The sequence below is a fragment of the Nevskia sp. genome (genome assembly GCF_051860985.1).
Lineage (GTDB): Bacteria > Pseudomonadota > Gammaproteobacteria > Nevskiales > Nevskiaceae > Nevskia.
The window spans coordinates 1-12032 of sequence record NZ_JBIMKV010000035.1 but is presented as its reverse complement, the minus strand read 5'-3'; the positions used below and the strand labels follow the sequence as shown (position 1 = coordinate 12032).

Sequence of the window (12032 nt, the reverse complement as noted above, 5' to 3'; positions counted from 1 at the left end):
CCTCGCTCGTAGCGGGAGCCAGAATCTTAAGCGTCACGTGGTCCGAATTTCGACCACCAGGTCAGATGTCGCCGCCGGCCAGCGGGTGGCTGATCCAGAACTCGCGGACCGCCTTCAGTTCGATGCCGATCGCGAAGTCATTCTCGAAGCGGGCGCTCCACTGGCCCCACTTGCTGTTGAAGGTGACGTAGCCACGCCGGAAGTAGCTGCCGTCCTGCGATTCGAAGCTGGTCCGGTTGTTCAGCCGGCCATCGTCGAAGCGCACCGCGTCGTACTGCAGGCGGGCATTGATCTGGTAGGAGAATTGGCCGTCGTCGGACTTGTAGGCAGTGCCGTAGCGCGAGAAATCGGCAGCCGCGTCCATCGAAAAGCCAGCGGAAAAGCAGAATGACAGCGCGATGACAGCCTGTCGGGTCGAGATGTTCAGCGTCGTGTCCTGTCGGAAGTGGGCCAGCTTCCGTGGAACTGTGGCGTGGTCGGCTTTTCACCAAACCATCACATTCACCGGAAGCGGCGGCACGATATGACAGGAATATGTCGGATTGATGACAACACCAACTTCCAGATGACAGTCGATCGGCGCGCGCTGCAAGATACCGCCGGCCGCGATCGCCGGCGTTGAATACCTTGAGGTTTTCGCCGCCCTGACGGCGGTCAGCCCATCGGCGCGCGCAGGTCGTTGCGCTGGTTGCCGTGGTGGACCCGGTGGACCGGGAAGCTGCAGGTGAAGGTCGTTCCGACACCGACCTCACTTTCTATCGACAATTTGCCGTCGAGATGTTCCAGCGCGTGCTTGACGATCGACAGGCCCAGGCCGGTGCCGCCGGTGGCGCGCGAACGGCCGGTATCGACCCGGTAGAAGCGCTCGGTCAGCCGGGGCAGATCCTTCTCGGCAATGCCGATGCCGGTATCCGCGACACTGAAGTGGGCGCCGCTGTCATCGCCCCACCAGCGCACGCCGATGATGCCGCCCGGTGGCGTGTACTGCACCGCATTGCTGACCAGGTTAGTGAACACGCTCTGGGTTTCGCTTTCGCGACCGTACAGGCGCAGGTCGGCCTCGATGTCGAACTCGATGCGGTGCTGGCCGCGCGACATCGCCCTGGCCTGCTCCTGGGTACGGGCCAGCATCTTCGGCACGTCAAGCAGGTCCTGGCGGGTGTTGATGATGTTGGCTTCCAGCCGCGCCAGCTTCAGCAGGTCGTTGATCAGCGCTTCCATGCGCGCGGCCTGGGCGCGCATTTCCGACATCGGCGACGCCCAGTCGTGCAGCGTGCCGCCCTTGCGGGTCTCCGGCTCCATGACGTCGAGATAGCCGCGCAGCACGGTCAGCGGCGTGCGCAGTTCGTGCGAGGCATTGGCCACGAAGTCGCGGCGCGCGGTTTCCAGCCGGCGCAGATCGGAGACATCACGGACGATCATCAGCCGCTGGCCGTTGCCGTACGGAATGATCCGGAACGACAGCATGGTTTCGCTGTTGATCGGCGAATCGCATTCGACTTCGCCGCTGTAATCGTCGCGGGAGAAATACTCGGTGAACGCCGGCTTGCGGACCAGGTTGGCGATCCGCAGGCCGATGTCCTGCTGCACCCGCAGCCCAAGCAACGCCTGCGCCGCCGTGTTGAACCAGACGATCTCGCCGTTCGGGCCGAGCACCACGGCGCCGTCGGGCAGCGCTTCGGTGGAAGCCTGGAATTCGGCGAGGATGGCCGCCAGCTTGCGCTTGCGCTTGCGGTTGCGCTTCTGCAGGTTCAGCAGGCCGTCGTAGACCTCGCCCCAGATGCCTTCGGCGATCGGCAGCTCGATCTGCTTCGGCGCGTTCAGCCAGCTGCGCAGCCGGGTCAGGTAGCGCAGGTGGACGATCAGGCTCAACAGCAGGGTCAGCGTGACCAGCGGCCACGGATGACCGATCCAGACACCGAACAGCGCCGCCAGGCCGACCCGCAGCAGCAGATGGGCGATCTGCCGCAGCAGATCCGGGCTCGGAAGCCAAGCCCTCGACATCGCTCAGACGCGCTCGGAGAAGCGGTAGCCGGTGCCGCGCACGGTCTGGATCATGCCGTCGTAGCCGAACGGTTCCAGCGCCTTGCGCAGCCGGCGGATATGCACGTCGACCGTGCGCTCCTCGACATAGACGTTCTGGCCCCAGACGCGGTCCAGCACCTGCTCGCGGGTGTAGACCCGTTCCGGGTGGCTGATGAAGAAATGCAGCAGCCGGTACTCGGTCGGGCCCAGCCGCACCGGCTCACCCTTGGCGGTGACCCGCTGGCTCGCGGCATCGACCTGCAGGCCGGCCACCGCCAGCCGCTCTTCCTCGCCGCCCGGCATCGAGCGGCGCAGCACCGCCTGGATGCGGGCGATCAGTTCGGGAAACGAGAACGGCTTGGACACGTAATCGTCGCAGCCGATGTTCAGACCGCGGATCTTGTCCTCTTCCTCGGCCCGGGCGGTGACCATGATCAGCGGAATATCGCGGGTCTGCGGCGCGGCCTTCAGCTCGCGGGCGTAATCGACGCCGGAGGTGCCGGGCATCATCCAGTCCAGCAGGATCAGGTCGGGCCGGGATTCGGCGATCCGCAAGCGCGCCGACGGGGCATCGGCAGCCACGCTGACCAGGAAATCGACGCGCTCCAGCGCGAAGCGCAGCATGTCGCGAATCGAGGCTTCGTCCTCGATCACCAGAATCTTCTTGTTCTGCATCCCCATTCTTCGATTAGATGTCACACAACATGCTGAAAGCAATTTGTGACAGGCGTTTGACAGGCCTCGAATCCAGGGAAAACAAGCGCATCCGCAAACGGGTTCAGAGCTTGCGCAGCACCACGCTGCCGGCCGAATAGCCGGCTCCGAACGCGCATAGCACGCCGACGTCGCCGGGCTTGAGATCGGCGTGGTACTTGTGGAAAGCGATCACCGAACCGGCCGACGAGGTGTTGGCGTATTCGTCGAGAATGATCGGCGCTTCCTCCAGGCTCGGCTCGCGGCCCAGCACCTTCTTGGCGATCAGCTGGTTCATCGACAGGTTGGCCTGGTGCAGCCAGAACCGCTTCACTGCATTCGGCTCGATGCCGAGATCCTTCAGGTGGCTGATCAGCAGCTCGGACACCATCGGCACCACTTCCTTGAACACCTTGCGGCCTTCCTGCACGAACAGCACGTCGTTCCACGGCCGCTGCGGCGACTCCGAGCGGTTCAGGAAGCCGAAATTGTTACGGATGTTGTTCGAGAACTGGGTCTGCAGCCGGGTGCCGAGCACCTCGAAACGGTGTTCGCCGGTCGCGGTTTCCAGCGGCTCGACGACCAGCGCGGTGGCGGCGTCGCCGAAGATGAAGTGGCAATCGCGATTGCGGAAGTTCAGGTGGCCGGTGCAGATCTCCGGGCTGACCACCAGGGCCGCCGCCGCCGAGCCGCGGCTGACCGCATCGACCGCCGTCTGCACGCCGAATGCGGCGGACGCGCAGGCCACGTTCATGTCGTAGCCGTAACCGCCGGCGCCGAGGAAATGCTGCAGTTCCACCGCCATCGCCGGATACGGCCGCTGCATGTTCGAGCAGGCCACCAGCGTCGCTTCGATGTCGGACGCGCTGCGGCCGGCGCGCTCCAGCGCCTGGCGGGCGGCGGCAAGGCCCATCTCGACCATCAGCGACGGCTCGTCGTTGCTGCGCGGGCGGATCTGCGGATGCATCAGCTCCGGGTCGATGACGCCGGCCTTGTCGACCGTGTAGCGCGCCTTGATGCCGGACGCCTTGTAGATGAAATCGGTCGACGACGGCGCTAGCGCCGTGACGCTGCCGTCGGCGATCGCCTCGGCGTGGTCGGCGTTGAAGCGCTCGACATAGGCATTGAAGGACTGCACCAGTTCGTCGTTCGACACCGATTCGGCCGGAGTGAACAGGCCGCTACCGCTGATGCAGACTTTCTTCATCGACACACCGCTTCTCCGACCGTGCAGGGCTGAGCTGATCCGGCGCGCAGTTTAACGCTTGTTTGATTCCCGCCCGACCGCCTGGGGCGATCCATCAACGCGGTGGCTTCCAGCCGGCACCGACCATCGCATCGTCGATGCAGCGCACCACGGCGCGTTCGCCACGGAAGGTCAGGTGGGCACCGGGAAACCAGTGCACGTTGCGCTGCCAGTGGCGCGCCAGCTTCAGCGGCTGTCCCGGCGGCACCACGCGGTCGGCGGAGCCGGCGAACAGATGCAGGCGATCAGCCGGCAGCCTGGGCGGCAGCGCCAGCGGCGACACCACCTGCAGCAGCCGCTGGTAGCGCTCGCGGCTCAGGCCTTCGGCCTCGAAATACTGGCGCAGCGGCGTCGGCACGTGCTGCCAGAGCACGGCCGCGAAGTCGGCGACCGGAATGCCGGCGATGACGAAATCCAGCCCTTCCTCGTGGGTCGCCAGCAGCGCCGCGTTGTAGCCGCCAAGGCTGTAGCCCAGCACGCCGATGCGGGCATCCGGCTCCTGCGCGCGGATCCACGCCACGGTTCGCCGCAGGTCCCACAGTGCCTGGGTTTCGGCGAACAGCAGGTCAAGCGGATCGCCATCGAGGAACAGGTCGCCGCTGCGCCGACCGACCCGGCGCGGGCCGTGCAGCGGCAGCGCCGGCATCACCAGGTTCAGGCCCAGCCGCTGGTGCAGGATGTGCGGCGCGAACAGCCGCAGGTCGAGCCAGGGCGTGCCCATCCGGTAGCCGTGGATGCACAGCAGCCAGGGCCGGCCGCGCTGCGGCTGGCGAAACACGCGGGCGTAACAGTCACGGTTCGGCACGTAGCTGTGCCACAGCGCTGCCCCCGGCACTTCCGGCTGCGGTTCGAAACCGCTGGAGAAGCGCAGCTGCTGGTAATCGAAACCGGCATGGCGCACCGAAGTCAGCCGCGCATCGGTCGGCGCTGGTGGCGTCTGGTGGTAGGACGCCGGATGGTCGAGCCAGCCCCGCTGCAGCAGCGCCGCTTCCATCGCAGCGGCATCGCGGACCAGCGATTCGGCCTCGGCACCGGCGGGAATCTCGGCAACCGCCACGAAGTAGCCGACCAGCGCCTCGTCGAGCGCCGCCTTAGCCCAGGTCTTCAGATCGGCCGGCGGCTCCGGTGCACCGGGTGCCGGCTCGGCCAGCCGCAGCGCCGTGCGGCCCGCCTGCAGGAACGCCGCCGCCGACAGCGCCGCCGCCGGCAGCACGCCCAGCCACGGCAGGAACAGCAGGCCGGGCACGGCGAACAGCACGCCGATGACGCTGGCCAGCGCGCCGTACTGGGTGATGCGCGGATCGCCGCTCCACAGCAGGCCGGAGACGCCGGCGGCCACCAGCAGCACGCCGGGCAGCACCGCCAGCAGCAACCACGCCAGGCCACTGCCGTGCGCCAGCCAGACCAGCCCGGCGATGACCGGCAGCAGGCTGGCCCAGTCGCGGGACGGCGGCACGGCGGCCGGCAGCGGCGCGCTCACGGCACGCGGTCCGGCCAGTGCTTGAGCACCGTGGCGGTGCGGGCGCCGATGCTTTCGGCGATCGCCCTGAGCTTCGGGTCGCGCATGGCGCCGGTCTCGTCGAACAGCTTGCCGGCCTCGCCGACCGGGTACTGCTCCGGAATCACGAAGCTGCCGAGCCGGCTCAGGATCGCCCGCAGGTGGACCAGGCCGGTGACGCCGCCGAACACGCCCGGCGAGGTCGACAGCAGGCCGATGACCTTGTGCTTGTAGCAGGCCATCGACGCTTCACCGGCCGCCGGCCGCGAGGCCCAGTCGATGGCGTTCTTCAGCAGCGGGGTCAGCGAGCCGTTGTACTCCGGCGCGGCGATCAGGAAACCGTGATGCGCCTTCATCAGCGCCTTCAGCCGCAGCACGGCATCGGGAAAACCTTCAGCCTTTTCGCGATCCGGGTCGTACAGCGGCAGCGCGTAGTCGGCCCAGTCCAGCACGGTGATGTCCGCACCTTCGGCAGCGGCACCGGCGGCGGCAGCGCGCACCAGCAGGGAGTTCCAGGAGCCGGTCCGCTGGCTGCCCGACAAGGCAAGAATCTTGATGGTCATGTGACGAGACGATGGAGGTGGCAGTTGCCGCAGGGGCCGTCAATTTGCGGCGCTGCGGCATTCTCGCCGATACCGACGGCCAGCGCGGACACGGTGGCGTTCGATCGCCCGCCCCGTCCCCGCCACGTGGCGGCCGCCAGCGGGTGACGCAGCACCGGCAGCGCGATTCAGCCGCGCAGCGTCGAGAACACGATCTGCCAGAGCACCGGGATGGCAATCGCCAGCGCCACCTGGGCAGCCCAGTGCGCCGGCTTCTTCGCCTTCAGCAGCCAGCCGGCGGTGCCGGCGACCAGCATCAGAGTCACGAAGCAGGCGGTCAGCGTCAGGATCGCCGGCAGGCCGGCGGCGATCTTCACCGAGGCGTCCTGATAGATGGTGAACACCAGCGCCACGAAGCCGACCGCCAGGGTCAGTGCGGCACCGAAGGCCGCCAGGGAAAGGTCAACGATCAGCAGATAGCGCATGTGGGTAAAGGGTCAGAGAAAACGGCGGACTTCGTCGATGAACATCTGCGGCGCGCTGTCCATCGCGCCGTGGGCCTGGCCGGGCAGCTCGACGAGGCTGCTGGCCGGTGCGGCCGCGTGGGCGGCCAGCGCAGCCGCGCGCAGCCACGGCGGGCTGACTTCGCCGACCAGGATGCGCAGCGGCATGGCCAGCCCGGCCAGCCGGTCCGGCCGCCAGGCATTGGCTGACGTGCCTTCGCGCAGCAGGGTCGGCACCGCGTCCAGCCGCTGCTGCCAGCTGGGCACGGTCTTCATCATCGCCACCATTGCCTCGGGCACGCCGATGACGCGGACGAAGAAGTATTCGAGCGCCCGCTCGTGCTCGCCGGCCGCAATCAGCGCCGCCAGCTCGGCCAGCGACTCCGGACCGATCACGTCGAGCCCCGGGGTGGCGAAGGCCGGCTCGTAGACCAGCAGCCGGGCGATGTCGGGGTTGTCGACGGCGGCGTCGAGCACGCAGAGGCCGCCATAGGAGTGGCCGAACAGCAGCACTGGCGCCCCCTGCGCCCGCCGGGCTTCGGCGACGACCGCACGGACGTCGTCGGCCTCGGCCGCGATCCGGTAGGCGCCGGACGCTTCGCTGCGGCTCAGGCCACGACCACGACGGTCCATCATCAGCAGCGTGTAGTGCTCGGCCAGCTGCCGCTCGACCGCGACCCAGCGGCTGCGGTCGGCGGTGGCGCCATGCACCATCACCAGCATCGGCCCCCGGCCCTTCTGTTCCCAGCCGATCCGGGTGCCGTCGGCGGACGTGCATTCGTGCAGGCTCATGCGGCGGCGCGCCCCTTCCGGGTCCGCTCGGCGTCCCCGACCTGGCGACCGGCCTCGCGGGCGGCGCGGGTCAGCGCGACATCGAGTGCCGCCGTCACGGCCCGGTGATAGGCCTTGCCGCTGGGCGATTCGGCGAATGCCAGGTAGCGGTCCAGGTCGGCCTCGGCCACGTCCTGGTAGACGCTGGCGAACATCACCAGGTAGGCGTTGCCCAGCGCTTCCACCATCTGTGGCCGGCTGCTTTCCAGCTCCTTGCGCAACGCGTCGAAGTCCGGCCGCGTCGCACTCAGCGTGGCGGCCGCCGCGTAGGCGATGCCGAGCGAGGAATTGAGCATGATCTGGGCGCCGGACTCGTCGGCACCGGTCGCCTTCATCAGCGCGATGTAGCGTTCGGCCCGGCGCGGCGGCAGGCGCTCCATGAGGGTCTGGGCAGCCGCCATCTTGTCGGGATCGTTGGCCAGTTCGGTGGCGCCGTTCTCAAGCGCCGTGATGCGGCTGCCAAGCTCCGATTCCAGCCAGCCCAGCGCATCTCGGGCCACGGCCGGCTTCAGCGACCGGATCAGCTCCGCATTGATGTCGGCCGCCAGCCGCGCCGGCGCGTAGGCCTCGTCAAAGGCCTGCAGCAATGTCGCGAGCTGTGCCTCGGTGAGCTTCGACGCCAGCTCCGGCTGGGTGGTGATGCCGGCGCGGATCGACGGCGCGAAGTCGGCCAGCTGGCCCGACACACCGGACTTCTCGATGATCACCGTTGCGGTATCGGCGCTGATGCGATCCGCCGCCAATGCCGGCGCGGCCGCCAGCAACGCAACCACCGTCGGCAGTAGCAGCTTCATGAGCTTGAACATGGCGGAGTTCCTCCTGCCGGGTTGGGAATGCGGAAACGCGGTCACGGCTTGCCCGCCGGCGCGGCAAGACCGCGATGCTCGAGCAGCGGTGCGATGTCCGGCGGGCCACCGTAGAACTGCTGGAACAGGCTCAGCACGTCGGCGCTGCGGCCGCGGCTCAAGACCTTGGCGCGCAGAAAGTCGCCATTGGCGCGATCCAGCCCGCCGTGGCGCTGCATCCAGCTTTCGGTATCGCGGGCCAGCACGTCGCTCCAGATGTAGGCGTAGTAGCCGGCCGAGTAGCCGCCGCTGAACACGTGCGAGAAGAACGGCGAGTGGTAGCGCGGATCGATCATCGGCAGCTGCAGCCCTGCCTGCTTCAGCGCCGCCTGCTCGAACGCCATCACGCCGTCCGCCGATGGCGTCTTGCCGGCCGGCAGCTGATGCCAGTGCTGGTCGAGCACGGCGGACGCCAGGTATTCGGTGGTCTTGAAGCCCTGGTTGAAGCGGGCAGCGGCCAGCACCTTGTCGAGCAGCGCCTTCGGCAGCGGCGCGCCGGTCTGGTGATGGCGAGCGAAATGCGCCAGCACCGCCGGATCACGCGCCCACATCTCGTTGTACTGGCTCGGGTACTCGACGAAATCACGCGGCACCGCCGTGCCCGACAGCGATGGATAGGTCGACGCCGCGAACAGGCCATGCAGCGCGTGGCCGAACTCGTGGAACATGGTCGTCACTTCATCGAAGCTCAGCAGGGTCGGCTGGCCATCGGACGGCTTCGGCACGTTCAGCTGGTTGGCCACCACCGGCTTGAGGCCGAACAGGCGCGACGCCGTGACGTACGAATTCATCCATGCCCCGCCCTGCTTGGAATCGCGGGCGTAGTAGTCGGCGATGAAGATGCCGAGCACGCTGCCATCGCGGTCGAAGACGTCGTAGGTGCGGACGTCCGGGTGGTACAGCGGCAGGTCGGTGCGGCGCTTGAAGTGGATGCCGTAGAGCTGTTCGGCGGCATGGAACACGCCCTGCTCCAGCACCGTCCAGATCTCGAAGTACGGCCGTACTTCGGCATCGTCGAACGCGTAGCGGGCCGCCCGCACGGCTTCCGCGTAGTACGGCCAGTCCCAGGGCGCGAGCCGGAACGGCTTGCGGCCGGCGGCCTTTTCCTGGCGATCGATCAGCACCTGAATCTCGGCTGCTTCGCGCCGGGCATTGGCGACGGCCGGCGGCGTCAAGGTCGCCAGCATGTTGTTGACGGCCTGGGCGGTGCCGGCCGTTTCGTCGGCCAGCACCCAGGCGGCGTGGTTCGGATAGCCGAGCAGCGCAGCCCGCTCGGCGCGCAGGCGGACGATGTCGGCGATCACCGGCCGGTTGTCGTTCGGTCCACTGCTGGCGCGCGACACCGAGGCGCGATAAAGCCGCTCGCGCACCGCCCGCGACTTCAGCTGCTGCAGGCCGGGCTGCAGGCTGGTGTTCTGCAGCGTGATCAGCCACTGGCCGTCGAGCCCGCGCGCCTTGGCCGCTTCGGCGGCGGCGGCGATCTGCGAGGCCGAGAAACCGTCGAGATCGGCCAGCCGGTCGACCACCAGCGCACCGTCCCGGGTGGCCTGGCGGACGTTCTGCTGGAACTGCGTGGTCAGGCTCGACAGCGTTTCGTTCAGCACCCTCAGCCGGGCTTTCTGCGTCTCGTCCAGCGCCGCGCCGGCACGCTGGAAACGGCTGTAGCTGCGCTCGAGCAGCTGGGCCGACTCCGGGTCCAGCGCCAGCGAGGCGCGCTGCGCGTACAGCGCCTGCACGCGGGCGAACAGCGCCGGGTCGAGCAGGATCGCGTCGCGATGCGCGGCCAGCATTGGTGCCAGCGCCTGCTGCAGCTTCTGCATCTCGGCGTTGGTGTGGGTGGCGTTGAGGTTGGAGAACACGGTCAGCGCGCGGTCCAGCAGCCCACCGGCCCGTTCCATCGCGACGATGGTGTTGTCGAAGCTCGGCGCCTCCGGATTCGCCGCGATGGCCTGCATCTCGGCGCGTTCCTCGCGCATGCCGGCTTCGATCGCCGGCTGGAAATGCGCGTTCCGGATCTGGTCGAACGGCGGGTAGTGCAACGGCAGCGGGCTTTCGGCCAGCAGCGGGTTGTCGTCTTCGGCGACGGCCGTGTGAGCGAAGGTGGACAGCGCAAGACCGGCAGCAACCGGCAGCAGCAGGCGGGCGTTCATGTCAGGCGTTCGGGGCTTGCGACGGGCCAGTCAGCGCGGCGCGGCGGAAAGGGGCGTGGCACGAGTATGACCGCAGGTCCGGGCAAAGTTCTCGTGATCCGCGTTCAGCCGTCGGCAAACAGATCGGGCTGCGCGGCGGCCGCCAAGGCGGCATCGGGATCACCGAAATTCGACAGCCCGACGCCGACCAGCCGGTAACGCGTCGTGTCGTCGGCCGGCAGCTTGTCGCGCAGCGCCAGCGCGATGTCGGTCAGCTCCGCGCAGCTGGCCGGCGGATGGGCCGGCGTGTGGCTGCGGGTCAGAATCCGGAAATCGGCGGTCTTCAGTTTCAGCACCACGGTGCGCGGCACGCGCGGCGTCTTGCGCGAGGCCGCCCAGGCCTTCTCGGCCAGGCTGCGGATCGCCGGTGCGGTGTCAGCCAGCGGCAGGTCGTCGCGGAAGGTGTCCTCGGCCGACACCGACATCACCGGCCGGTCCGGCACCACCGGGTGATCGTCGATACCGCGCGCCAGCGCGTACAGCCGGCGGCCGTAGCGGCCGAAGCGCGCCTCCAGCGTCGGCTGGGCGAGCGCCCGCAGGTCGCCGACGGTGACCACGCCGAGCGCCGCCAGCTTGCCGTTCATGACCTTGCCGACGCCGGGAATCTTGGCCACCGGCAGCGGCGCCAGGAAGGTGTCGACCTCGTGCGGGCGAACCACGAACTGGCCATCCGGCTTGCGCCAGTCGGAGGCGATCTTGGCGATGAACTTATTCGGCGCGATGCCGGCCGACGCCGTCAGCTGCAGTTCGTCGCGGATCGCCGCACGGATCGCGGTGGCCACGGCGGTGGCGCTGGGCAGGCCGGAATGGTTGGCGGTGACATCGAGATAAGCCTCGTCGAGCGACAGCGGCTCGATCAGCGCCGTATGCCGCGCGAAGATTTCGCGGGTGGCCCGCGATACCGCCCGGTAGCGGGTGAAATCGGGCGGCACGAACACCGCATCCGGGCACAGGCGCTCGGCGCGCAGCGCCGGCATCGCCGAGCGCACGCCGAACTGGCGCGCCTCGTAGGACGCCGCACAGACCACCGAGCGCTGGCCCTTCCAGGCCACCACCACCGGCCGGCCGCGCAGGCTCGGGTCGTCGCGCTGCTCGACCGAGGCATAGAAGGCGTCGTTGTCGTAAGTCGGTAGGGCAACTGTTGCGTTCGCCTACGGGCTTGATTCGACGCAAAATTCAGGCGGCAACACTTTTCGTGTGGTCGCTGCCGGTTGGGCGACAACACTAAGCTGAGCAAAATCCGATAGTTAGGGCTAAAGCGTGCGCAAAATCGTTCACGTCGACCTCGACGCGTTTTACGCTTCGGTCGAGCAACGGGACGATCCTGCGCTGCGTGGTCGGCCGGTCGTGGTGGCTTGGCGCGGCGCGCGGTCCGTCGTATGTGCTGCGTCCTACGAGGCGCGAAAGTTTGGGATCCGGTCAGCGATGCCGGCCTTGCGAGCTGAACGCCTGTGCCCAGAAGCGGTTTTCGTGCCCCCCGACTTCAGCAGGTACAGAGAGGCATCTCGAGCGGTGCGCGAGATATTCGAGCGGCATACTCGCGTGATCGAACCTCTGTCTTTGGACGAGGCGTACCTCGATGTCTGAACCGCCCCGGTTTTCCCGGAGGCCATTTCGATTGAGTCACGCCGCGATGGCGAGCTCTTGGGTTTGTGAATAG

Annotated in this window: 10 protein-coding genes and 2 pseudogenes; 1 reads left to right on the top strand and 11 read right to left on the bottom strand. The window is 68.0% G+C overall.

What is annotated here, in order from left to right; genetic code table 11:
* Positions 1-61: 61 nt before the first annotated feature.
* The 11 genes and pseudogenes from ACTIGJ_RS19435 to dinB form a co-directional block, all read right to left on the bottom strand.
* Complete coding sequence (locus tag ACTIGJ_RS19435) at positions 62-364, bottom strand: hypothetical protein (RefSeq protein ID WP_439641972.1); 303 nt, start codon at positions 362-364, stop codon at positions 62-64.
* A 290-nt stretch (positions 365-654) separates the two neighbouring features.
* Positions 655-2004 (bottom strand): phosphate regulon sensor histidine kinase PhoR, encoded by a 1350-nt coding sequence (phoR, locus tag ACTIGJ_RS19430; protein ID WP_439641971.1) that lies wholly within the window; start codon positions 2002-2004, stop codon positions 655-657.
* A 3-nt stretch (positions 2005-2007) separates the two neighbouring features.
* Complete coding sequence (phoB, locus tag ACTIGJ_RS19425) at positions 2008-2700, bottom strand: phosphate regulon transcriptional regulator PhoB (protein WP_439641970.1); 693 nt, start codon at positions 2698-2700, stop codon at positions 2008-2010.
* Positions 2701-2803: 103 nt separating this feature from the next.
* On the bottom strand, positions 2804-3925 hold the full coding sequence (locus ACTIGJ_RS19420; RefSeq protein WP_439641973.1) for a beta-ketoacyl-ACP synthase III: 1122 nt from the start codon (positions 3923-3925) through the stop codon (positions 2804-2806).
* A gap of 94 nt (positions 3926-4019) precedes the next feature.
* A complete protein-coding gene (locus tag ACTIGJ_RS19415; protein WP_439641969.1) occupies positions 4020-5444 on the bottom strand; it encodes an alpha/beta hydrolase family protein in 1425 nt (474 codons plus the stop codon).
* A complete protein-coding gene (locus tag ACTIGJ_RS19410) occupies positions 5441-6025 on the bottom strand; it encodes an NADPH-dependent FMN reductase (RefSeq protein ID WP_439641968.1) in 585 nt (194 codons plus the stop codon). The genes ACTIGJ_RS19415 and ACTIGJ_RS19410 overlap by 4 nt, the downstream gene beginning before the upstream one ends.
* Before the next feature lie 167 nt (positions 6026-6192).
* Entirely contained in the window at positions 6193-6489 is a 297-nt protein-coding gene (locus ACTIGJ_RS19405) for a hypothetical protein (RefSeq protein WP_439641967.1), read from the bottom strand.
* A 12-nt stretch (positions 6490-6501) separates the two neighbouring features.
* Positions 6502-7299 carry an alpha/beta fold hydrolase gene (locus ACTIGJ_RS19400; protein WP_439641966.1) on the bottom strand — a complete coding sequence of 266 codons (798 nt, stop codon included), beginning with the start codon at positions 7297-7299 and terminating at the stop codon, positions 6502-6504.
* Positions 7296-8144 carry a hypothetical protein gene (locus ACTIGJ_RS19395; protein ID WP_439641965.1) on the bottom strand — a complete coding sequence of 283 codons (849 nt, stop codon included), beginning with the start codon at positions 8142-8144 and terminating at the stop codon, positions 7296-7298. Before ACTIGJ_RS19395 ends, ACTIGJ_RS19400 begins: the two co-directional genes overlap by 4 nt.
* Positions 8145-8185: 41 nt before the next feature.
* Complete coding sequence (locus ACTIGJ_RS19390; protein ID WP_439641964.1) at positions 8186-10333, bottom strand: M3 family metallopeptidase; 2148 nt, start codon at positions 10331-10333, stop codon at positions 8186-8188.
* A 104-nt stretch (positions 10334-10437) separates the two neighbouring features.
* Positions 10438-11493 (bottom strand): annotated as a pseudogene (dinB, locus tag ACTIGJ_RS19385) (DNA polymerase IV); the annotation flags it as partial.
* 139 nt (positions 11494-11632) lie between these two features.
* Here dinB and ACTIGJ_RS19380 point away from each other — a divergent pair.
* Positions 11633-11956 (top strand): annotated as a pseudogene (locus ACTIGJ_RS19380) (DNA polymerase IV); the annotation flags it as partial.
* Positions 11957-12032 lie beyond the last annotated feature (76 nt).